The organism is Pseudomonas sp. CP-1 (genome assembly GCF_021213715.1).
GTDB lineage: Bacteria > Pseudomonadota > Gammaproteobacteria > Pseudomonadales > Pseudomonadaceae > Pseudomonas > Pseudomonas aeruginosa.
This window is the reverse complement of sequence record NZ_JAJQKY010000001.1, coordinates 760,338-780,147: the sequence shown is the minus strand read 5'-3', so window position 1 is coordinate 780,147 and position 19,810 is coordinate 760,338. Positions and strand designations below refer to the sequence as shown.

The window sequence follows — 19,810 nt, the reverse complement described above, 5'->3', positions numbered from 1 at the left end:
TCATGGATTGGCGTAGCGCCGGCTGAGACCGGGCGGGATGCCGCGGGCGTCGGTCTCGGTCCAGGGCCCCTGCGGGCTGGTGGACCAGAACCAGCCGCCGTCCCAGCGGTAGTAGGTACGCTGGCGGTAGTAGAGATCGCGCTCGCCGCGGATCACATAGACCCCCAGGCTGCCGTCCCAGACGCCCTTGCCGCCTGGCGGCGGGGCGAACTGCGGACGCGAGCGGCTGGGCTGCGCCGGAGTCTGCGGTTGCGGGGTGATGCGCGGCGGGGTGGCGCCGGGCGCGCTGGACGGACCGGGCTGCGGCTGGCTTTGCGGCGGCAGCGAGGCCGGCGGTTCGCTGGTCTGCGGCGGATGCACCACGCACCCGCCGAGACCGCCCAGGAGAATCGCCAGACCCAGATACTTCGCCTTCACCGCCGCACCTCCCGCCAACCCGTTGTCGTTATGGCCGGGCCGCCTGGGGCTGGTCCGGGCCGTCGATGGTCAGCGCTTGCGCCGACGACTGGGCGGTAGACAACGGTTTGCCGCGTCCGATCCATTCGCCGGAGATGGCGTTGCCGGCGCGGGATACCCGCGCGACCAGCTCGACCTGCGGGAATCCGCTGAGCTTGAGCTGCGGCATCATGGCGTCGGCATCGCTCAGGCTGACCTCGGCCGGCAGGTCGGCGACGGTCAGGCGCTTCACTGCCAACGGCATCGGCGGGCCGCCGACGGCGCGGGCGAAGACGAACACGCTGTCGTCGGCCTTGACCTGGCCCTTCACCGCGTCGCTGATATCCACCTTCACCGTCAGGGTCACCCCGGCGGCAGCGGGCGCGGCCGGCGCCGGCGGGGTCTGCCCGGCCTCGGTCATGCGCTCGCGGGCGCGCTGGATGCCGCCCTGGATCGCCGAGCGTGCCGGGTCCTCGTTCGGCAACACCGACACCAGGCGCTCCCAGAAGCCGATGGCGTCGGCGTAGCGCTGCTCTTCGAAGGCGGCGATGCCGAGCAGGCCAAGGGTAGTCACTTCGGCCGGGTCGCCCTTCAGCGCCTCGTCGGCCAGGGCCTTGATCTGCGCGGTCATTTTCTTGCCACCGGAGAAATACAGTGCCTGCGCCCACTGGCCGAGCACTTCCGGCTGCCGCCCGCTGAGTTCGGCGGCGCGTTCGAAGGCCCGCGCCGCATCGGCGCCGCGTTCCTGGGTCATGTAGGTGCGACCGAGGAAGTACCAGCCCTGGGCGGAATCCGGCTGGGCCTGTACCGCGCGCTCCAGGCGCGCGGTCATCTCTTCCATGGAGTGCGGTGCCTGGGCGAATTCGCGGGCCAGCTCGACCTTGTCGCTGGCGCCCCAATGCAGGTACAGGCCGAGCGCGACCAACGGCACCAGCAGCGCCGCGACCAGCGGGACCGCCCGGCCCAGGCGCGAGCTACGCTCTTCGCCGCTGCCCTCGGTGTCGGCGAGCAGTTCGCGGGCAGCCTCGGCGCGGCCATTCTCCAGTTGCTCGGCGGTCAGCGTGCCGGCGGCCTGCTGGCCGGCCAGCTCGGCGATCCGCTCCTGATAAAGCGCGACGTTCAGGGCGGTACGGTCTTCCTCGGCCTGGGCGCGACGGCCACGCAGCAGCGGAATCAGCAGGAATGCCAGGGCCGCCAGCAGCAGCAGGCCGGCAGCGAGCCAGAAATCGATCATTTGTCGTTCTTCAACAGGTTGGCGAGGCGCGCTTGCTCCTCGGCGGACAGGGTGGTTTGCGCCTTGGCGGCGGTGCGCCGGCGGCGCAGGACGATCACGCCGATCACCAGCACGCCGAACAGCAGCAAGGCGCCCGGACCGAACCAGAGCAGCCAGGTACGCTCGTTGACCGGCGGCTTGTAGCGAACGAAGTCACCGTAGCGGGCAACCATGTAGTCGACGATCTCGCCGTCGCTCTTGCCCTGCTGCAACTGGCCGTAGATCTGCTTGCGCAGATCGGCGGCGATCGGTGCGTTGGAGTCGGCGATGTCCTGGTTCTGGCACTTCGGGCAGCGCAGTTCCTGGGTCAGGTTGCGGAAGCGCTCGCGCTCGGCGTCGCTGGCGAACTCGTAGGTGTCGATGGCGGCCCGGGCCACGCCGCAGAGGGCGAGACCGAGCAGCGCGGTGGCGAGGAAACGCTTCATCGGGCCTCCGGCTCGTCCAGCAGTTGCTGGTACAGCGGCGCCAGTTGCTCGCGCCAGACTTTCTGGTCGACCACCCCGACGATCTTGTGGCGGATGATGCCCTGCTTGTCGATCAGGTAGGTTTCCGGCGCACCGTACACGCCCAGGTCCAGGCCCAGGGTGCCGTCGGCGTCGCTGATGCTCAGCAGGTAGGGATTGTGCAGCTCGTTCAGCCACTTGATGGCGGCGGCGTTGTCGTCCTTGTAGTTGATCCCGTAGATCACCACGCCCTGCTCGGCCAGTCGGGTCAGTTCCGGGTGCTCGACCCGGCACGACGGGCACCAGGTGCCCCAGACGTTGACCAGCGCCGGCTTGCCCTTGAGGTCGGCCTCGGTCAGGCGCCGGGCCGGGTCCTGCACGCTGGGCAGGTCGAAGGCCGGGAACGGCTTGCCGATCAGCGCCGAGGGCAGCTCGCTGGGGTCCAACCAGAGGCCGCGGAAGAGGAACACCGCGACGATCAGGAAGATCCCCAGCGGCAGCAGCAGAATCGCTCGTTTCAAGACTCAGGCTCCCTGACCGGCGAGGCCCAGGGCCTCGCGCACACGTGTTTTCACCTTCACCCGGTAGCGCCGGTCGAGCGCCGCCAGGGCGCCGCCGAGGCCCATCAGCAGGCCACCGAACCAGATCCAGCGGACGAACGGCTTGACGTGCACGCGCACCGCCCAGGCACCGTTCTCCAGCGGCTCGCCGAGCGCCACGTAGAGGTCGCGAGTAAAGCCGGCATCGATCCCGGCCTCGGTCATCATCGAACTCTGCACGGTGTACAGGCGCTTCTCCGGATGCAGGGTGGCGATCTCCTTGCCGTCGCGGCTGACGTGGATGCTGCCCTTGTCCGAGGTGTAGTTCGGCCCTTCGTGGTGCTTCGCGCCGTCGAAGAGGAAGTGGTAGCCGCCCAGTTCGACGGTGTCGCCGGGCGACATGCGCAGGTCACGCTGGGCGCTGTACTGGCTGCTGAGGACGATGCCGATGGCGCACACGGCGATGCCCAGGTGCGCCAGTTGCATGCCCCAGTAGCTGCGGGTCAGGCTGCGGGCGCCGGCCAGCACGCCTTTGTGCCGGGTCTTGTCGAGGAAGTCGCGGAAACCGGCCAGGACCACCCAGGCGGACAGCAGGAACACCGCCAGCACCGCCCAGTTGAAATCGCCGAAGTACATCGAACCGGCCGCCGCCAGGACCGCGCTGGCCACCAGCACCGGGGTCAGCATGCCGAGCAGCCAGCGGCTCGGGGTGTCCTTCCAGCGCACCAGCACGCCGACCGCCAGGGCCGCCATCAGCGCCGCCATCAGCGGCAGGAACATGGCGTTGAAGTACGGCGGGCCGACCGACAGCTTGGCGCCGCTGAGGGCATCGAGCAGCAGCGGGTAGAGAGTCCCGAGGAGGATCATCGAGGCCGCCACCACCAGCACCAGGTTGTTCAGCAGCAGCAGGGTCTCGCGCGACCACAGGGCGAAGCCGACCTGGCTCTTGACCACCGGCGCGCGCAGGGCGAACAGGGTCAGCGAGCCGCCGACCACCAGCAACAGGAAGGCGAGGATGAACACCCCGCGCTCCGGGTCGGAGGCGAAGGCGTGCACCGAGGTGAGCACGCCGGAGCGGACCAGGAAGGTGCCCAGCAGGCTCAGGGAGAAAGCGGCGATCGCCAGCAGCACGGTCCAGCTCTTGAACACGCCGCGCTTCTCGGTCACCGCCAGCGAGTGGATCAGTGCAGTGCCGACCAGCCAGGGCATGAAGGAGGCGTTTTCCACCGGATCCCAGAACCACCAGCCCCCCCAGCCCAACTCGTAGTAGGCCCACCAGGAGCCGAGCACGATGCCGATACCGAGGAAGGCCCAGGCCACCAGGGTCCAGGGCCGCGACCAGCGCGCCCAGGCGGCGTCCAGGCGGCCGCCGAGCAGTGCGGCGATGGCGAAGGCGAAGGCCACCGAGAATCCGACGTAACCCATGTAGAGCATCGGCGGGTGGACGATCAGGCCGACGTCCTGCAACAGCGGGTTGAGGTCGTTGCCGTCCATCGGGGTCTGCGGCAGCAGGCGGCTGAACGGGTTGGAGGTGATGATCAGGAACAGCAGGAAGCCGGTGCTGATCATGCCCATCACCGCCAGCACGCGGGCCAGCATGACCTCCGGCAGTTGCCGGGAGAAGATCGACACGGCGAAGGTCCAGCCACCGAGGATCAGCGCCCAGAGCAGCAGCGAACCTTCGTGGGCGCCCCAGACGGCGCTGAACTTGTAGTACCAGGGCAGCGCGCTGTTGGAGTTGCCGGCCACGTAGGCCACCGAGAAGTCGTCGCGCAGGAAGGCCCAGGTCAGGCAGCCGAAGGCGAAGGCGAGGAAGGCGAACTGCCCCCAGGCCGCCGGGCGCGCCAGGCTCATCCACTGGCGGTCGCCGCGCCAGGCGCCGACCAGCGGCAGGCTCGACTGCACCAGGGCCAGGCAAAGGGCGAGGATCAGGGCCAGGTGGCCGAGTTCGGGGATCATCTACTTGCCCTCCTGGTTGTACGAGGTCTCGCCGGCGGCCTTGCCGTTCTCGTAGTGCTTCAGTTGGCCGCTGTCCTTGAGCGCCTTGGTGACTTCCGGCGGCATGTAGTTCTCGTCGTGCTTGGCCAGCACTTCATCGGCCACCAGCACGCCGTCGCCGCCCAGCTTGCCGAGGGCGACGATGCCCTGCCCCTCGCGGAACAGGTCGGGAAGGATGCCATGGTAGGCGATGGTCACTTCCTTGGCGCCGTCGGTGACCACGAAACGCACATTCAGCGAATCCTCGCTGCGTTGCAGAGAACCCTTTTCCACCAGGCCGCCGGCGCGTATGCGGGTGTCGGTCGGCGCTTCGCCGTTGGCGATCTGGGTCGGGGTGTAGAACAGGTTGATGTTCTGTTGCAGGGCCGATAGCGCCAGGCCCACCGCGGCGCCGACGCCCACCACGATGGCGAGGACGATGATCAGACGTTTCTTGCGGACCGGATTCACTGCTGGGCCTCCCGGCGCAGACGACGCGCCTCTTCTTGCAGGTAGCGGCGCCGGGCCAGCAGCGGCTCGGCGACATTGATCGCCAGCACCAGCAGGCTGATGCCGTAGGCCGACCAGACGTAGGGGCCGTGATGGCCCATGGCGAGGAAGTCGCCGAACGATTCGAAGCTCATCGTGCCTTCTCCACCAGGGCCTTCACCTCGGCTTTCGCCCAGGCGGTGCGGGACTCGCGCTTGAGCACTTCCAGGCGCATGCGCACCAGCAGCATGGCCGCGAAGAAGCAATAGAAGCCGAGGACCATGATCAGCAACGGCAACCACATCTCCACCGGCATCGCCGGTTTCTCGGTGATGGTGAAGGTGGCCGGCTGGTGCAGGGTGTTCCACCACTCCACCGAGTACTTGATGATCGGGATGTTCACCACGCCGACGATGGCCAGTACGGCACAGGCCTTGGCCGCGCTGTCGCGGTTACTGATCGCCTGGCCGAGGGCGATGATGCCGAAATAGAGGAAAAGCAGGATCAGCATCGCCGTCAGGCGCGCGTCCCAGACCCACCAGGCGCCCCAGGTCGGCTTGCCCCAGACGGCCCCGGTAAGCAGCGCGACGAAGGTCATCCAGGCGCCGATGGGGGCGGCGCACTGCACCGCCACGTCGGCGATCTTCATCTTCCAGATCAGCCCGACGGCACCGGCCACGGCCAGCATGACGTAGCAGGACTGGGCGAGGAAGGCCGCCGGCACATGGATATAGATGATGCGGAAGCTATTGCCCTGCTGGTAGTCCGGCGGCGCGAAGGCCAGCCCCCAGACGCAGCCGGTGACGATCAGCAGCGCCGCCGCCACGGCGAACCAGGGCAGCCAGCGGCCGCTGATCTCGTAGAACCACTTGGGCGACCCAAGCTTGTGAAACCATGTCCAATTCATCATCAGGCTCTGTTTACAGGGCTCTTTGGAAATACCGGGCAGGCCTTCCGCTGCCAGCCCGGGTCAAGCGTGGGCGGCGCAGCCGCCCGGTACCGCACGCCCGCCGATGCCTTCGGCGGGCGGACTCACTCGCCTACGCTGATCTTCAGGCCGGCAGCGATGGCGAATGGCGTGAGTGTCAATGCTAGCGCCGTCAGGCTCGCCAGCCACAATAAATGTCCGCTGCTGGGCAGTCCCTGCAACGAAGCCTGCAGCGCCCCGCTACCGAGAATCAGCACCGGGATGTACAGCGGCAGGATCAGCAGCGCCAGCAACAGGCCGCCGCGCTTGAGGCCCACGGTCAAGGCCGCGCCGACGGCGCCGAGCAGGCTCAGCACCGGCGTACCGAGCAACAGGGAAAGCAGCAGCACCGGTATGCAACGGGCCGGCAGGCCCAGCATCAGCGCGAACAGCGGCGACATCAGGACCAGGGCCAGCCCGGAAAACAGCCAGTGTGCCAGCACCTTGGCCAGCACCAGAAGAGCCAGGGGGTGCGGCGAAAGGACCCACTGCTCCAGAGAACCGTCCTCGAAATCGCTGCGGAACAGCCCTTCCAGCGAGAGCAGCACGGCCAATAGCGCCGCCACCCAGACCAGGCCGGGCGACAAGGTTTGTAGCAATTGGCTTTCCGGCCCGACCGCCAGGGGGAACAGGGCGATGACGATGGCGAAGAACACCAGCGGGTTGGCCAGCTCCGCCGGTCGGCGGAACAGCAGGCGCGCCTCGCGCGCCAGAAGCAGGCTGAAGACGTTGCTCATGCCGGATCGCCCAGCGCCGGCTCGACCGTCGCGCCGCTGGCCGCCTTGAGCGCACCGAGGTCCAGCTCGCGGTAGCCGGCGGGCACCTGCTGCAGGCTGTGGTGGGTGGTCAGCACTACCATCCCGCCGCGCTGGCAATGCCCGGCCAGGTGCGCTTCCAGTTGCGCCACCCCCTGTTTGTCGAGGGCGGTGAAGGGTTCATCGAGGATCCACAAGGGCGGTGCGTCCAGGTACAGGCGGGCCAGCGCCACGCGGCGTTGCTGGCCGGCGGAAAGGGTGTGGCAGGGAACGTCCTCGAAGCCACGCAGGCCGACGTCGGCCAGGGCCTGCCAGATCGCCTCGCGGCTGGCCGGCTGGTGCAGCGCGCAGAGCCAGGTGAGGTTCTCCTCGGCGCTGAGCAGGCCCTTGATTCCCGCGGCGTGGCCGATCCACAGCAGGCTGCGGGCCAGTTCGCCGCGCTGTTCGGCGAGCGGCCGGCCGTTCAGGCGGACTTCCCCGGCGGTCGGCTGCATCAGTCCGGACAGCAGGCGCAGCAGGCTGGTCTTGCCGCTGCCGTTGGGACCCACCACCTGCAACATCTCGCCGGCGGCCAGGCGCAGGTCGAGGCGCTCGAACAGCATGCGCCAGTCGCGCTCGCAGGCGAGCCCGACGGTTTCCAGCAAGGGGCTGGCTGTGGGGACTTCAGCAGGATCGGACATCGAACAACATCGCCAAGCGTCTCTCCTCGTCGCGGCGCCGGAGGCCTTCACGGAACAGACCCTAAAGTCGGGATAAACACGGCCGCTATACTGGTGACGACGCGGCCAGCCTGTTTGACAGGCGCGGCATTATACACGCCCTTCCCCAGCCTCCGCAGGGTCGTTTAAGACAGGTTGTTACCCATGCCAGCCGAGATAGGCGCTTCCCCATCACTACCCCCGGTTTCCGCCCCGCGCCCGCTGCCGCCGGCGCAATCGCAGGGCAACGCCCAGGCCGACGCCGAGATGACCCTGAAGCTGGTGCAGACTCTGGCCGGCCTGCTGGGCGAAGGCGAGTCGGGCAAGGCCGAGGTGCTGGCGGTCAAGGAGGGCCTGGCGAACAATTTCCAGGTCCTGCTCAAGCTGACCCTGGCGAACAGCGGGCAGAGCCTGGTGGAAGTGCAGAGCAACCGGCCGCTGGTGCCGGGCAACCTGCTCAACGTCAGCGCCACCAGCAGCGCCAGCGTGGTTGCCACCCTGCTCGACAGCATGGCCGGCGCTGGCCCGCTGAGCAGCCTCGACCTGGAGCAACTGCCGCCCGGCACCCTGCTCCAGGGCAAGGTCCTGTCCAGCACCGCGCTGCCGGCGGACAAGGCCCAGCAGGTGGTCTACCGGGTCCTGCTGAACCTGCTCAACACGCCGCTCGCCGGCAGCAAGCTGAGCCTCGACTCGCCCCAGGCGCTGCCGGTCGGCAGCCTGCTCACGGCGCTGGTGAAAAACAGCCAGCAGATCGACTTCCTGCCGCTCAGCGGACGCCTCGACCAGCTTGCGCTGGGCCAGCAACTGGCCGGGCAGAGCGCCCGCCAGGCTTCCCTGGAAGGCCTGTTCGCCGCCCTGCAGGGGCTGAACGGCCGCAACGACCTGCCGGACAGCCTGCGCCAGGCCGTGGAGCGCCTCTTCGCCGGCCTGCCAGAGGCGCAGAAGATGGGCGATTCCAAGCTGCTCGGCCAGGCCCTGCAGCAGAGCGGCCTGTTCCTCGAGGCGCGCCTGATGCAGGGCGCCACCGATCATCTCGGCCAGGACCTGAAGGCCAACCTGTTGCGCCTGTTCGCCCAGCTGTCGCCGCTGCCGCCGACCGGCGCCCAGGCGCCGGGCATGTTCGCCGGCAACATGGCGAACCTGGCCCAGGCGCTGCCGGCCTTTGTCCGCAACGCCCTGGGCAACCTGGGACAGAGCGCCAACAAGACCCAGGCACTGAACTTTCCCCTGCCGAGCAAGGTTCTCCAACTGTTCGACGAGGACATGGAACTGGAGTCGCTGCTGCGCCTTGCCGCCGCGGCGATCTCCCGCCTGCAGACCCATCAGCTGTCGAGCCTGGCGCAGACCAGTACCCTGCCGGATGGCACCCAACTGGCGACCTGGCAGATGGAGGTGCCCATGCGCCATCAGCACTCGGTGGTACCGTTGCAGGTGAAGTTCCAGGAAGAACAGCGCAAGACCGGCGAAGAGGCCCGCGAAAGCCTCTGGCGCGTCGAACTGGCCTTCGACCTGGAGCCGCTGGGACCGCTGCACGCCCAGGCGACCCTGCTGCGCGGCAGCCTGTCCAGCCAGCTTTGGGCCGAGCGCGACGCGACCGCGCGGCTGGTCGAGCATGAACTCGGCCACCTGCGCCAACGCCTGCGCGACGCCGGCCTGACCGTTGGCGAGATCACCTGCCAGCGCGGCCGCCCGCCCCAGGGCCCGCGAGCGACCATCGAACAACGCTGGGTAGACGAAACCGCATGAACAGAAAGCAGTCACCCGCCCCGCGCCAGGCCATCGCCCTGAGCTACGACGGCCAGGCCGCGCCGACCCTTTCCGCCAAGGGCGACGCCGAACTGGCCGAGGCGATCCTGGCCATCGCCCGCGACTACGAGGTACCGATCTACGAGAACGCCGAGCTGGTCCGCCTGCTCGCCCGCCTGGAACTCGGCGACGCCATTCCGGAAGCGCTGTATCGCACCATCGCCGAGATCATCGCCTTCGCCTGGCACCTGAAAGGCAAGTGTCCCGAGGGATTCGCGCCGGACGCCGCGGATGGCGACGAGATGCTGCTGCTCGGCGGTCCCGGAGACTGAGCGAACCCGCCACACGTCGAAACCGAAGCGCCGGAACCGGAATCCGCGAGAGCGGTCCCAGCACAGTCCACCTGCCACTTCCCAGGCCGCCCATGCCCTCGCCAAGCCCCCTCCTCCTCGCCGCCCTGCTGCTTATCGCCAGCCATGTCCAGGCCGCCCCGGCCATCCTCGGCGACGAGGAAAAGGATGCAATCATCGATCGGCACCGGCTGACTCCGGAGTTCCGCATCAATCGGCAAGCCAAGGTACGCCATCACGAAGGAACCATCGACCGCGTGGTCCTGCTTCAGGATAGGGACCGCTTCACCTACCGAAGCTACCTTCGCGACGACCAGAAGGAGCCTGCCACCTTCTGGATCCTGGAGTTCGACGCACGCAGCGGGAAACGGCTGAGCGAACGCCAGACCGATGAGGACGACTATTGGCGTAGACGCGACGCCGACTCGCAACGGGCCGACAGCGGGAAAGGAACCGATAGATAGCGCAGCCGAAACCTTCGACGCGTCGTCCCGGTACAGCGGCTTAGGCAAAACCGCCGTTGACCCGCAACACCTGGGAGTTGACCCAGGCCCCGTCCGGCCCGGCGAGGAAGGACACCGCCGCGGCGATCTCGTCCGGCTCGCCGAGACGCTCCAGCGGCGCCAGCCTGGCGATCTGGTCGATCTGCTCGGCGCTCTTGCCGTTGAAGAACAGCTCGGTGGCCACCGGGCCGGGCGCCACCGCGTTGACCCTGATGTCCTGGCCGCGCAACTCGTTGGCCAGCACGTGCACCAGCCCCTCGACCCCGGACTTGGACGCGATGTACGGACCGTAGCTGGGCAGCGCCCGGGCGATCACGCTGGTGGACAGGGCGATGATCCGTCCGCCGCGCTCGACATGCCGGGCAGCCAGGCCGAGCACGATGAAGGCGCCGCGCAGGTTGGTGCGGATCACCCGGTCGAAGCCCTCCAGGTCGCCATCGGCGATCTTCAGGTAGGGCATCGTGCCGGCGCTGTTGACCACCACGTCGATGCGGCCGAAGGCGCCCCTGGTGGCTTCGAACAGCTTGTCCATGTCCTCCGCGCTGGCCACGTCGCCCTGCACGGCGATGGCCGCGCCGCCGGCGGCGACGATTTCGGCCACGACCTCGTCGGCCATGGCCTGGTTGCTGGCATAGTTGACCGCGACCGCGAAACCGTCGGCGGCCAGCCGCCGGGCAATGGCGCGACCGATGCCGCGGGAGGCGCCGGTGACGATGGCGGCTTGGGTGATGTCAGGCATGCTGGGACTCTCCTGGAATGAGCGTGGCGACAGCCACGCATCGACAAGAAAAGTCTAGAAGCCGGCTATTGGCGGATAAACAGCCGACAACCGTCATGACTATCCAGGATTTCCGGACAATACCGATACGCGGTCACGGCTTGCGCGCGATCCAGGCGTACTGCTGACGCTTCTCCTCGCCCAGGCGCTGGCGTCGGCGATGACTGGCGAACGCATCGCCGGAACAGTAGGTGCAGACGGCGCTGGCTTCGATCTGCGCCGGCCCGACGCCGGCGGCCTGGAACAACTGGCGACAGAAGGCCACCAGGTCCAGCCAGGCGCCCTGCTCCGCCTGCCTTGGCTCGGGCGGAGCGAACCGGGGCGGCCGCTCGGGGAGCGGACGACGCTGGCTCCAGGGAGGCGCCGCGCCTTCCCAGAGGCGGCCGTGGCCGACCTGCAACGCCTCGATGAACCCGGCACTCACCTCGTAGCAGCAGGCTTTGATCCCGGGACCGATGGCGACCCGGATGTCCGCGCTGGCGACGCCGCGCGCATTGAAGCGCGCCACCGCCGCGCCGACGATACCGGCGACGAGCCCCTGCCAGCCGCCATGCAGGGCGGCCACCACCCGACCGTCGCGACTGCTCATGAGAATCGGCAGGCAGTCCGCGGTGACCACCGCGACCGCCAACGGCCCTTCGCTGAAGACGCCGTCGGCGGCATGCCGTCCCGATTCCGACAGCGAGCGCGCGTCGACGATCTCGGCGCCATGCACCTGCCGGCAATGGAATATCCGCTCGGAGAGTGCCTGGCCGGCTTGCTGGAAGCCATGCTCGATGCCTTCGATCGCCTTGAGGATGTCGGCCTGGACGGTCATGCGCTGTCTCGCCATGGAAGGTTGGAAAACGACCTTACCTCATCTTCCCGGGAACCGCCTCAGGCGATGCCGCGCAGGAGGTCGGGGCAGCCGCGATCACGCTTGATCAACGCGGCCAGGGCGACCTGGCCCAAAGGCCGGTCGGACACCGCGCCGATGCTCAGGCCATGGCCTCTGCTCCACTCGAACAACAGGCGCTTCTCGCGGCAATCGAGTTCGCCCACCAGCAGGAAGCGCCGGATGCTGCCGCTGCGTCCCAGCATCGCCAGCGTGCCCTTGCAGCCCTGGTCCAGGCGGAATCCGTCGTAGAGGCAATAGTCGTACGGGTAACCCTGGTCCAGGGAGCGCCGCAGCTCCCGTCGGTCCAGGCACAGGCTCAGGTGGAAGTAGCCGCAGCGGTTGAACAGCGCTCCGTACCTGAGCAGACGGCCGGGGTTGGCGCACAGCACCATGGCGCGCAGGGGTATTGCAGGCATCCTTGTGGCCTCCTGGAAACGTGCGGGTTGACCAGGACTGATTCTAGAAAGCGGCAGCCGCGCAATTAATAGGACTTTTCCTCTAAATGCCTACCTGTGATCCGAAGCTTCCTCCTGGCCCAGGTTACGCAGGACACGCTCGGCCTGGCGCCTCAACGGCTCGCGCAACTCCAGCGGCTGCCTGACCTCGAAGTCGAACGGCAGGCCGCACAGGCGCCGGGCGAACCAGTCCAGGTCGTCGGTGCTGGCGCGCAACAGCGTACCGCCATCGACCTCGGCGAGCAGACCGAGGGGCTCGCCGAGCACCGCGACCACCTGCTCCCTCGCAGCCCGCATCAGGATTTCCACCGGGTAGGCGCGCGGCATCCGGGCGAAGCTCTCCCGCAGGTGGCGGAGGGTATCGAAATCCGCCGGTCGCTCGAAGCGCTCTGCCAGCATGCGCGGCGCGTCCAGGCGATCGAGACGGAACGAGCGCAACGCCTGGCGCAGGTGGCAGAAACCGCTGACGTACCAGCAGCCGTTGCGATAGACCAGGCCGTAGGGATCGAGTTGGCGGAGGGTTTCGGCGCCCTGCGGGTCGCGATAGCGGAACTCGACCCGCGCACGGACCTGGGCGGCTTCGGCGAGGGTCGCCAGCGCCGCCACACTGGTTCCCGCCCGGGCGCGGGCCAGGTCCAGGCTGGCGGTCTCGCGGAGCGCCACGAGGCGCCGCCGCAGCGCAACGGGCATCACCCTGCTCAGCTTGGCCTGCGCACTTTCCAGGGCCAGCTCGCTTTCGCCCAGGCCGAGACTGCGCACCGCCAGCAGGCCGAGGGACACGGCCAGGGTTTCCTCCGCGCTGAACATCAGCGGCGGGAGCTTGAAACCGGCCACCAGGCGGTAACCGCCATGGCGTCCGCGCTCCGCCGAGATGGGAATGCCCAGCTCCTCGAGGGCGACGATATAGCGACGCAGCGTCCGTCCATCCACCTCCAGGCGCCTGGCCAGCTCGCTACCGCTGAGCTGGCCGTGGCTCTGCAGCAGTTCGAGCAGGGCGAGCACGCGCACCGTGGGCTTGGACATTTTTCGATCCACCGGAAAAATCAGGACCGAATATAGCCTATATCACCCCTACCCTGCGTTCAGCCCAGTTGCGATGCGCAACGTGCGTTACCTGAACGGAGATGGAAAATGGAACCTGTACTGTTTTATGGCGTACCCCACGGCTGTTCCTTCGGCTCGATCGTGGCCCTCGAGTGGCTTGGCCGCCCCTATCGCCTGTGTCGGATCGAGATGCCGCTGGAGACCGGCGAGCGCACCTACGTGCGCCTGAACCCGGCTCGCCAGACGCCCACCCTGCTCCTGGAGGACGGCCGCGCGCTCAGCGAAAGCCTGGCTATTCTCCAGCACCTGGCGGCGCGCGACCTGTGCAGGAAGCTCGGCTATCCGCAGGGCAGCGCCGAGTTCGACGAACTGAACTTCGCCCTCGCTCTCCTGCATACCGAATGCCATTCGGCCTGGGGGGCCCTGTTCTATCTGGAGGACGCCGACGCAACCACGACGGCAAGGGCGCTGGCGCGCGCGGCGCGAGCCTATGGCCGGATCGACAAGCTGCTCGGCGACCGCAAGTGGCTGGCCGGCGAAGGGCCGAGCGTGGCCGACGCCTACCTCGCGGGTACCGCTCGTTGGGGACGGGAGCTGGGCTACTTCGACCTGCAACACGACTTTCCGCGCCTGCATCGACACCTGGAGAAGCTGGAGCAGGACCCGGCGGTGCGCTTCGCCCATGCCATCGAGGATCGCCTGCCGGCGCAGAGCTGCGGGGAGTTCAGGGGAGAGGTGACACTGGCAGAAGTGGCGAGCCGCCTGCTCGCCTGAAAAGCGCCAGCGCCGGGCCGGCGACCGTCACTTGCCCTTGGCTTCGTGCAGGCGCGCCACCAGCTCGGCTTCGGCCTGCGACAGACCGCAGGCCTGGGTCAGGTCTTCGGCGCTGGCGCCGAGCCCGACCAGGCGTGCGGCCTGGCTGAACGACAGCGTGGTCGGATCGCGCTGCTCCAGGCGCGCGACCCGGTCGGGAAGCGGCGCGAGTTGCTTGCCGAGGTCCTGCAAGGCCTCGCCCATGCGCACGTTGACCTGCTGGTAGGACTCGATGCGCTTGCTCAGCTCCTTGAGCCGGCGCTCGCGCGCGGCGCCCTCCTCCGCCTGCTGCGCCAGCGCAGCTTGCAGGTGGCGCAATTCACGGCGCAGCCACAGGCACGCCGCCGCCAGGCCGAGGCAGGCGGCGAGCGCCAGTGCCAGCGCGACGACCTCCATCTCAGCAGGCCCTCGTGTCGGTCGAACGCATCAGATGCTGCCCAGCTCCGACCATTCTTCCTCGGTCATCATCTTGTCCAGCTCGACCAGGATCAGCAGCTCGCCGTTCTTGTTGCAGACGCCCTGGATGAACTTGGCCGATTCTTCGTTACCGACGTTCGGCGCGGTCTCGATTTCCGACTGCTTCAGGTAGACCACCTCGGCGACGCTGTCGACCAGGATGCCGACCACCTGCTTGTCCGCCTCGATGATGACGATCCGCGTGTTGTCGCTGACCGGCGCAGGGTCCAGGCCGAAGCGCTGCCGGGTGTCGATCACCGTGACCACGTTGCCGCGCAGGTTGATGATGCCCAGCACGTAGCTCGGCGCGCCCGGCACCGGGGCGATCTCGGTGTAGCGCAGCACCTCCTGGACCTGCATCACGTTGATGCCGTAGCTCTCGTTGTCCAGGCGGAAGGTGACCCACTGCAGGATCGGATCTTCGGCGCTTTGCGCGGTGGCTTTGCTCATTCCCCTAACCTCTCGAAAACCGCCGCAAGCGGCGGAAGCTGTCTATCAATGGTCGCCGTGCAGGCGCTTGACGGCGCCGCTGGCGATCAGTTCGGCGAGCGCCGCCACATCCAGCAGCGCACACATGTGTTCGATGACCGTGCCGGCCAACCAGGGCCGCTGGCTACGCTGGCTGCGCCATTTCACCTCGGCCGGGTCGAGGCGGATCGAGCGGCTCACCTGGTGCACCGCCAGCCCCCACTCGTAGCCCTGGACCGAGATCACGTACTTGAGGCCGTCGCGATAGTCGTCGCGGTAGCGTTCGGGCATCACCCAGCGTGCGGTGTCCAGCACCTTCAGGTTGCCCGCCTGCGACGGCAGGATGCCGAGGAACCAGTCGGGCTGGCCGAACAACGGGGTCAGTTCCTGGTTCTCCAGCGGATAGATCGAGCCGAGGCACACCAGCGGCACCGCCAGGGTCAGCCCGGCGACGTCGAACAGCAGGCACTCGAAGGGCTCCGCCGCCCAGGCCGGACGACCGTCGTCGAGCAGCGGCAGGTCGAGCAGCGCCGGCTCGCTGGCGCTCGCCGGGGCGCTCGGCACGCGCAGTTCGATGACCTCGTGGGGCCGTGGCTCGACCGGCAGCTCGCGCAACGTCGTCGGTTCGTCGAGCAGGGCCGCCGGCGCCGGCGGAACCAGGCGCGCATCGCGGACCTGCTCCTCGAGCACCGCGGCCTCGAACTCGTCGAACCCGTGGTCGACCGGCAGCGTTTCCAGCGCCGGGGCCGGTGTCGCCACTTCGGCGACCGCCAGCGCGACAGGCTTCAACGGCGAGGGCGCAGGCGCTGGCGGCGTCTCGACGGGAGGTTCCAGGTCCTCGAAAGTGGCCTCCTGGAGCAACGCATCCAGGTAGGACTGCAAGGCCAGTTGCGAACGGGTGGCGGTGGCGGCGCTCATGTGGGTATTCCGCGACAGGGGTCTACAACGGTTATCGGCCGCACTCCGGTGCGGCTTGAATGCGCCTGTCGGCGCGGCGACCGGCGCGCCATCAGGCCACCCGGGTGGCCGGCTGCTGCGCCAGCAGATGCTTGAGCAAGGCGCGGTAGGCGATCACCCCGCGACTCTTGCCGTCGTGTTGCGACGGCGTGACCCCGGCCCGGCTGGCATCGCGCAGGCGGGTATCGATGGGAATGAACGCCTGCCACAGGTTGTCCGGGTAGTTCTCGTTGAGAATCCGCAGCGTGCTCAGCGAAGCCTGGGTCCGCCGATCGAACAGCGTAGGTACGATGGTATAGGGCAACGCCTGTTTGCGCGACCGGTTGATCATCGCCAGGGTGTTGACCATCCGCTCCAGCCCTTTCACCGCGAGGAACTCGGTCTGCACCGGAATCACCAGGTGCTGGCTGGCGGCCAGGGCATTGACCATCAGCACGCCGAGCAGCGGCGGGCTGTCGATGATCGCATGGTCGAAATCCTGCCAGAGCTGCGCCAGGCTTTTCGAGACCACCAGGCCGAGACCGCTCTTGCCCGGCGACTGGCGCTCCAGGGTGGCCAGCGCGGTACTCGACGGCAGCAGGGAGATGCGTTCGTTGCTGGTGCTGCGCAGCAGCGAGGCCGGCAGCCCCTCGGGGACGTTGCCCTGGTGCAGGAACAGGTCGAAGGCGCTGTGCTCGAGGGTGTCCGGGTCATAGCCGAAATAGCTGGTCATCGAGCCGTGGGGGTCCAGGTCGACCACGACCACGCGCTTGCCGGCATCCGCCAGCAGGCCGGCCAGGGCGATGGACGAGGTGGTCTTGCCGACCCCTCCTTTCTGATTGGCGACTGCCCAGACTTTCATTGCTCTACTCTTCCTGGCATGGGTCTACCCGGTTGGGGCCGCGCTAATGGCCAGTTCGGCCCCGGCGCCCGTACGCAAACCATGGTTCGCGCGCTCATGGCGAAGGCGACGGGGAATTGACGGTTGCCGGCGCGGGCGCCGGCGTACCGCCAGTATCTGCAGCTTGCGTGCCAGCTGCCGAGCCTGCGTGGCGGAGTGCCGAATCCGGCTGCGCCTTGCCGCTGCCGACCCCGCTGACGCTGCGCCGTACCTCCAGGTTGCGCGAGATCACCAGCACCACCCGGCGGTTCTTCGCCCGCCCTTCGGCGCTGGCATTGTCTGCCACCGGTTGAAATTCACCATAGCCCACCGCAGCCATCCGCGACGGCTCGACCCCATCGTTGCCGAGCAGGCGGACGATGCTCGCCGCCCGCGCCGCCGACAGTTCCCAGTTGGTGGGATAGCGCGGGCTATGGATCGGCACGTCGTCGGTGAAGCCCTCGACATGGATCGGGTTCTTGTAGGGCGCCAGGATCTTGGCGACCTTCTCGACGATATCGAAGGCGGCATCGTTGGGCAGCGCATCGCCGCTGGGAAACAGCAGGCTGGAATTGAGAGTGATCTCGATCCACAGCTCGTTGCCGCGCACGCTCAACTGGTCGGAGGCGATCAAGTCGCCGAAGGCATCGCGCACACTGTCGGCGATCCGCTCCAGCGAGTCGGCGCTGGCCGCGTTGTCGCTGGGCTGCTCCTCGACGCTGGTGCGCTCCGGCTCGGTGGTGCGCGGCCGCTCGTCGCCGATGGGAATCGGCTTCAACGAGCGGTCGGGCTGGTTGAACACGCCGGTGAGGGTCTCCGAGAGGATCTTGTACTTGCCCTCGTTGATCGAGGAAATCGAATACATCACCACGAAGAAGGCGAACAACAGGGTGATGAAGTCGGCATAGGAAACCAGCCAGCGTTCGTGGTTCTCGTGTTCCTCCTGGTGGCGACGGCGACGCTGCATGCTCGGCTCCGGTCAGTCCATGAAGCCTTGCAGCTTCAACTCGATGGAACGCGGGTTCTCGCCCTCGGCGATGGACAGCAGGCCCTCCAGGAGCATCTCGCGGTAGCGCGACTGGCGCAGTACCAGGGTTTTCAGCTTGTTGCCGATCGGCAGCAGGAGCAGGTTGGCGAAGCCGACCCCATAGATGGTGGCGACGAAGGCCACGGCGATGCCGCTACCGAGCTGCGCCGGGTTGGCCAGGTTGCCCATCACATGGATCAGGCCCATTACCGCGCCGATGATGCCGATGGTCGGCGCATAGCCGCCCATGCTCTCGAACACCTTGGCGGCCTGCAAGTCGCGGCTTTCCTGGGTGAACAGGTCGACCTCGAGGATGCTGCGGATGACTTCCGGCTCGGCGCCGTCCACCAGCAGTTGCAGGCCCTTGCGCGCATAGGGATCGGGCTCCGCGTCGGCGATGCTCTCCAGGCCGAGCAGGCCTTCCTTGCGCGCGGTCATGCTCCAGGAGACGATCCGGTCGATTCCCCCGGAAAGATCCTCGCGCGGCGGGAAGAACACCCAGCCGAGCATGCCCAGGCCGCGCTTGAGCACGTTCACCGGGGTCTGCAACAGCGCCGCGGCCAGGGTGCCGCCGATCACGATCAGCGCCGCCGGACCGTTGAGCAGGGCCCCCGCGTGGCCGCCCTCGAGAAAGTTGCCGCCGACGATGGCGACGAACGCCAGGATGATCCCGACCAGGCTGAGCACATCCATCAGCGCGTCCCCTCGGCTCGGCGAAGGCGCGCGCAGGTCGTCACGTGGGTGGCCATCGAAGGCAGTCTCCTCATTCCTGCACGCACGCTTACTGGCACGCCTCGACCAGGTGCCGGCCGATGTCGTCGAGCCCGTACACCGCGTCCGCCAGGTTGGCCTTGACCACGGCCATCGGCATCCCGTAGATCACGCAACTGGCCTCGTCCTGCGCCCACACCTGGCTGCCGCCCTGCTTGAGCAGGCGCGCACCCTCGCGTCCGTCGGCGCCCATGCCGGTGAGGACCACCGCCAGGACCTTGTCGTTGTAGGCCTTGGCCGCCGAGCCGAAGGTCACGTCGACGCAGGGCTTGTAGTTCAGGCGTTCGTCGCCGGGGAGGATGCGCACCGTGCCGCGGCCGTCGACCATCATCTGCTTGCCGCCCGGCGCCAGCAGCGCCAGGCCGGGACGCAGGATGTCGCCGTCCTCTGCTTCCTTGACGCTGATCCGGCACAGCTTGTCGAGGCGCTCGGCGAAAGCCTTGGTGAAGGCCGCCGGCATGTGCTGGATCAGTACCAGCGGCGCCGGGAAGTTGGCCGGCAACTGGGTCAGCACCCGCTGCAAGGCAACCGGTCCACCGGTGGAGGTACCGATCGCGACCAGCCGGTAGGCCTTGCGCTTCGGCGCCGCCGAGGTCGACGCCGGGGCCGGCGACGCGCCGGCACTGGCACGCGCGCTCGCGCCGAGGCTGGAGGACGACGCCGGCGCATGGCTGGACGAGGTGGCCGAAGGCAGCGGCGGCAGGCTGATCGAGCGACGATTGCTACGGGCGATGGTCAGGACCTTCTCGCAAAGCAACTGGCGGACCTTGTCCGGGTTGCGCGAGATGTCCTCGAAATTCTTCGGCAGGTAGTCGACCGCTCCGGCGTCCAGCGCATCCAGGGTCACCCGCGCGCCCTCGTGGGTCAGCGAGGAGAACATCAGGACCGGGGTCGGGCAACGCTGCATGATGTTGCGTACCGCGGTGATGCCGTCCATCAGCGGCATCTCGTAATCCATGGTGATCACATCGGGTCTCAGGGCCAGCGCCTGCTCGATGGCCTCGCGGCCATTGGTGGCGGTGCCGACCACCTGGATCTGTCCATCGGCGGAGAGAATCTCCGAGACACGGCGGCGGAAGAACCCCGAATCGTCCACCACCAGGACTTTGACTGCCATAGCTACTCCTCAG

Annotated in this window: 25 protein-coding genes; 4 read left to right on the top strand and 21 right to left on the bottom strand. The window is 68.0% G+C overall.

Features of this window, described 5'->3' with window-relative positions; genetic code table 11:
• The 10 genes from LT948_RS03725 to ccmA form a co-directional block, all read right to left on the bottom strand.
• Complete coding sequence (locus LT948_RS03725; RefSeq protein WP_003087156.1) at positions 1–417, bottom strand: hypothetical protein; 417 nt, start codon at positions 415–417, stop codon at positions 1–3.
• 28 nt (positions 418–445) lie between these two features.
• Complete coding sequence (gene ccmI / locus LT948_RS03720) at positions 446–1,669, bottom strand: c-type cytochrome biogenesis protein CcmI (RefSeq protein WP_003083145.1); 1,224 nt, start codon at positions 1,667–1,669, stop codon at positions 446–448.
• Positions 1,666–2,133 carry a cytochrome c maturation protein CcmH gene (ccmH, locus tag LT948_RS03715; RefSeq protein WP_003133169.1) on the bottom strand — a complete coding sequence of 156 codons (468 nt, stop codon included), beginning with the start codon at positions 2,131–2,133 and terminating at the stop codon, positions 1,666–1,668. Before ccmH ends, ccmI begins: the two co-directional genes overlap by 4 nt.
• Positions 2,130–2,672: a thiol:disulfide interchange protein DsbE gene (gene dsbE, locus LT948_RS03710; protein WP_003083138.1), complete on the bottom strand. Its 543-nt coding sequence runs from the start codon at positions 2,670–2,672 to the stop codon at positions 2,130–2,132. The genes ccmH and dsbE overlap by 4 nt, the downstream gene beginning before the upstream one ends.
• Before the next feature lie 3 nt (positions 2,673–2,675).
• Entirely contained in the window at positions 2,676–4,649 is a 1,974-nt protein-coding gene (locus tag LT948_RS03705) for a heme lyase CcmF/NrfE family subunit (RefSeq protein ID WP_003107324.1), read from the bottom strand.
• Complete coding sequence (ccmE, locus tag LT948_RS03700) at positions 4,650–5,138, bottom strand: cytochrome c maturation protein CcmE (protein ID WP_003083137.1); 489 nt, start codon at positions 5,136–5,138, stop codon at positions 4,650–4,652.
• Positions 5,135–5,311, bottom strand: coding sequence for a heme exporter protein CcmD (gene ccmD / locus LT948_RS03695; protein WP_003083136.1), 177 nt, complete (start codon positions 5,309–5,311; stop codon positions 5,135–5,137). Before ccmD ends, ccmE begins: the two co-directional genes overlap by 4 nt.
• A complete protein-coding gene (locus LT948_RS03690; RefSeq protein ID WP_003083135.1) occupies positions 5,308–6,066 on the bottom strand; it encodes a heme ABC transporter permease in 759 nt (252 codons plus the stop codon). The genes ccmD and LT948_RS03690 overlap by 4 nt, the downstream gene beginning before the upstream one ends.
• 122 nt (positions 6,067–6,188) lie before the next feature.
• Positions 6,189–6,860 carry a heme exporter protein CcmB gene (gene ccmB / locus LT948_RS03685; protein ID WP_003083130.1) on the bottom strand — a complete coding sequence of 224 codons (672 nt, stop codon included), beginning with the start codon at positions 6,858–6,860 and terminating at the stop codon, positions 6,189–6,191.
• A complete protein-coding gene (gene ccmA / locus LT948_RS03680; RefSeq protein ID WP_003140265.1) occupies positions 6,857–7,558 on the bottom strand; it encodes a cytochrome c biogenesis heme-transporting ATPase CcmA in 702 nt (233 codons plus the stop codon). Before ccmA ends, ccmB begins: the two co-directional genes overlap by 4 nt.
• Before the next feature lie 285 nt (positions 7,559–7,843).
• On the opposite strand from ccmA, the gene fliK reads away from it, so the two are divergent.
• The 3 genes from fliK (at position 7,844) to LT948_RS03665 (ending at position 10,136) form a co-directional block, all read left to right on the top strand.
• Positions 7,844–9,322, top strand: a complete 1,479-nt coding sequence (gene fliK / locus LT948_RS03675) for a flagellar hook-length control protein FliK (RefSeq protein ID WP_021264539.1) — start codon at positions 7,844–7,846, stop codon at positions 9,320–9,322.
• Positions 9,319–9,654: an EscU/YscU/HrcU family type III secretion system export apparatus switch protein gene (locus LT948_RS03670; RefSeq protein ID WP_003133180.1), complete on the top strand. Its 336-nt coding sequence runs from the start codon at positions 9,319–9,321 to the stop codon at positions 9,652–9,654. The genes fliK and LT948_RS03670 overlap by 4 nt, the downstream gene beginning before the upstream one ends.
• 92 nt (positions 9,655–9,746) lie before the next feature.
• Positions 9,747–10,136, top strand: a complete 390-nt coding sequence (locus tag LT948_RS03665) for a hypothetical protein (RefSeq protein WP_073657137.1) — start codon at positions 9,747–9,749, stop codon at positions 10,134–10,136.
• Between the two features lie 40 nt (positions 10,137–10,176).
• Here LT948_RS03665 and LT948_RS03660 read toward each other — a convergent pair whose 3' ends face one another.
• The 4 genes from LT948_RS03660 to LT948_RS03645 form a co-directional block, all read right to left on the bottom strand.
• On the bottom strand, positions 10,177–10,914 hold the full coding sequence (locus LT948_RS03660) for an SDR family oxidoreductase (protein WP_003114285.1): 738 nt from the start codon (positions 10,912–10,914) through the stop codon (positions 10,177–10,179).
• Between the two features lie 133 nt (positions 10,915–11,047).
• The gene (locus LT948_RS03655; protein WP_003087130.1) at positions 11,048–11,770 is read right to left on the bottom strand and encodes a polyphenol oxidase family protein; all 723 of its coding nucleotides are present in this window, start codon (positions 11,768–11,770) and stop codon (positions 11,048–11,050) included.
• A 59-nt stretch (positions 11,771–11,829) separates the two neighbouring features.
• Positions 11,830–12,246: a hypothetical protein gene (locus LT948_RS03650; RefSeq protein ID WP_003083108.1), complete on the bottom strand. Its 417-nt coding sequence runs from the start codon at positions 12,244–12,246 to the stop codon at positions 11,830–11,832.
• Positions 12,247–12,336: 90 nt separating this feature from the next.
• Positions 12,337–13,308, bottom strand: a complete 972-nt coding sequence (locus LT948_RS03645; protein WP_023095873.1) for a helix-turn-helix transcriptional regulator — start codon at positions 13,306–13,308, stop codon at positions 12,337–12,339.
• A 108-nt stretch (positions 13,309–13,416) separates the two neighbouring features.
• On the opposite strand from LT948_RS03645, the gene LT948_RS03640 reads away from it, so the two are divergent.
• Positions 13,417–14,103 carry a glutathione S-transferase family protein gene (locus LT948_RS03640; protein ID WP_003133197.1) on the top strand — a complete coding sequence of 229 codons (687 nt, stop codon included), beginning with the start codon at positions 13,417–13,419 and terminating at the stop codon, positions 14,101–14,103.
• Positions 14,104–14,130: 27 nt separating this feature from the next.
• Here the strand turns inward: LT948_RS03640 and LT948_RS03635 are convergent, their stop codons facing one another.
• From LT948_RS03635 to LT948_RS03605, 7 genes are all read right to left on the bottom strand, one after another.
• Positions 14,131–14,538, bottom strand: coding sequence for a DUF2802 domain-containing protein (locus tag LT948_RS03635; RefSeq protein ID WP_034084340.1), 408 nt, complete (start codon positions 14,536–14,538; stop codon positions 14,131–14,133).
• 30 nt (positions 14,539–14,568) lie between these two features.
• Complete coding sequence (locus LT948_RS03630; protein ID WP_003083098.1) at positions 14,569–15,048, bottom strand: chemotaxis protein CheW; 480 nt, start codon at positions 15,046–15,048, stop codon at positions 14,569–14,571.
• Positions 15,049–15,093: 45 nt separating this feature from the next.
• Positions 15,094–15,984: a CheW domain-containing protein gene (locus LT948_RS03625; protein ID WP_073657138.1), complete on the bottom strand. Its 891-nt coding sequence runs from the start codon at positions 15,982–15,984 to the stop codon at positions 15,094–15,096.
• A 91-nt stretch (positions 15,985–16,075) separates the two neighbouring features.
• On the bottom strand, positions 16,076–16,864 hold the full coding sequence (locus tag LT948_RS03620; protein ID WP_003083092.1) for a ParA family protein: 789 nt from the start codon (positions 16,862–16,864) through the stop codon (positions 16,076–16,078).
• Positions 16,865–16,958: 94 nt separating this feature from the next.
• Positions 16,959–17,849: a flagellar motor protein MotD gene (gene motD / locus LT948_RS03615; protein ID WP_003083090.1), complete on the bottom strand. Its 891-nt coding sequence runs from the start codon at positions 17,847–17,849 to the stop codon at positions 16,959–16,961.
• Positions 17,850–17,861: 12 nt separating this feature from the next.
• A complete protein-coding gene (locus tag LT948_RS03610; protein ID WP_003083089.1) occupies positions 17,862–18,602 on the bottom strand; it encodes a flagellar motor protein in 741 nt (246 codons plus the stop codon).
• An 88-nt stretch (positions 18,603–18,690) separates the two neighbouring features.
• Entirely contained in the window at positions 18,691–19,797 is a 1,107-nt protein-coding gene (locus tag LT948_RS03605) for a protein-glutamate methylesterase/protein-glutamine glutaminase (protein ID WP_003087115.1), read from the bottom strand.
• Positions 19,798–19,810: the final 13 nt, after the last annotated feature.

Bases quoted from the DNA above. Each gene is read 5' to 3' on its own strand.
- motD (WP_003083090.1), bottom strand. From the start codon at position 17,849: ATGCAGCGTCGCCGTCGCCACCAGGAGGAACACGAGAACCACGAACGC.
- LT948_RS03605 (WP_003087115.1), bottom strand. From the start codon at position 19,797: ATGGCAGTCAAAGTCCTGGTGGTGGACGATTCGGGGTTCTTCCGCCGC.
- LT948_RS03670 (WP_003133180.1), top strand. From the start codon at position 9,319: ATGAACAGAAAGCAGTCACCCGCCCCGCGCCAGGCCATCGCCCTGAGC.
- ccmI (WP_003083145.1), bottom strand. From the start codon at position 1,669: ATGATCGATTTCTGGCTCGCTGCCGGCCTGCTGCTGCTGGCGGCCCTG.
- ccmA (WP_003140265.1), bottom strand. From the start codon at position 7,558: ATGTCCGATCCTGCTGAAGTCCCCACAGCCAGCCCCTTGCTGGAAACC.
- LT948_RS03665 (WP_073657137.1), top strand. From the start codon at position 9,747: ATGCCCTCGCCAAGCCCCCTCCTCCTCGCCGCCCTGCTGCTTATCGCC.
- LT948_RS03620 (WP_003083092.1), bottom strand. From the start codon at position 16,864: ATGAAAGTCTGGGCAGTCGCCAATCAGAAAGGAGGGGTCGGCAAGACC.
- LT948_RS03630 (WP_003083098.1), bottom strand. From the start codon at position 15,048: ATGAGCAAAGCCACCGCGCAAAGCGCCGAAGATCCGATCCTGCAGTGG.
- ccmH (WP_003133169.1), bottom strand. From the start codon at position 2,133: ATGAAGCGTTTCCTCGCCACCGCGCTGCTCGGTCTCGCCCTCTGCGGC.
- LT948_RS03640 (WP_003133197.1), top strand. From the start codon at position 13,417: ATGGAACCTGTACTGTTTTATGGCGTACCCCACGGCTGTTCCTTCGGC.
- LT948_RS03690 (WP_003083135.1), bottom strand. From the start codon at position 6,066: ATGATGAATTGGACATGGTTTCACAAGCTTGGGTCGCCCAAGTGGTTC.
- fliK (WP_021264539.1), top strand. From the start codon at position 7,844: ATGACCCTGAAGCTGGTGCAGACTCTGGCCGGCCTGCTGGGCGAAGGC.
- LT948_RS03650 (WP_003083108.1), bottom strand. From the start codon at position 12,246: ATGCCTGCAATACCCCTGCGCGCCATGGTGCTGTGCGCCAACCCCGGC.
- LT948_RS03645 (WP_023095873.1), bottom strand. From the start codon at position 13,308: ATGTCCAAGCCCACGGTGCGCGTGCTCGCCCTGCTCGAACTGCTGCAG.
- ccmB (WP_003083130.1), bottom strand. From the start codon at position 6,860: ATGAGCAACGTCTTCAGCCTGCTTCTGGCGCGCGAGGCGCGCCTGCTG.
- ccmD (WP_003083136.1), bottom strand. From the start codon at position 5,311: ATGAGCTTCGAATCGTTCGGCGACTTCCTCGCCATGGGCCATCACGGC.
- LT948_RS03610 (WP_003083089.1), bottom strand. From the start codon at position 18,602: ATGGATGTGCTCAGCCTGGTCGGGATCATCCTGGCGTTCGTCGCCATC.
- LT948_RS03660 (WP_003114285.1), bottom strand. From the start codon at position 10,914: ATGCCTGACATCACCCAAGCCGCCATCGTCACCGGCGCCTCCCGCGGC.
- LT948_RS03635 (WP_034084340.1), bottom strand. From the start codon at position 14,538: ATGGAGGTCGTCGCGCTGGCACTGGCGCTCGCCGCCTGCCTCGGCCTG.
- LT948_RS03705 (WP_003107324.1), bottom strand. From the start codon at position 4,649: ATGATCCCCGAACTCGGCCACCTGGCCCTGATCCTCGCCCTTTGCCTG.
- LT948_RS03625 (WP_073657138.1), bottom strand. From the start codon at position 15,984: ATGAGCGCCGCCACCGCCACCCGTTCGCAACTGGCCTTGCAGTCCTAC.
- LT948_RS03655 (WP_003087130.1), bottom strand. From the start codon at position 11,770: ATGACCGTCCAGGCCGACATCCTCAAGGCGATCGAAGGCATCGAGCAT.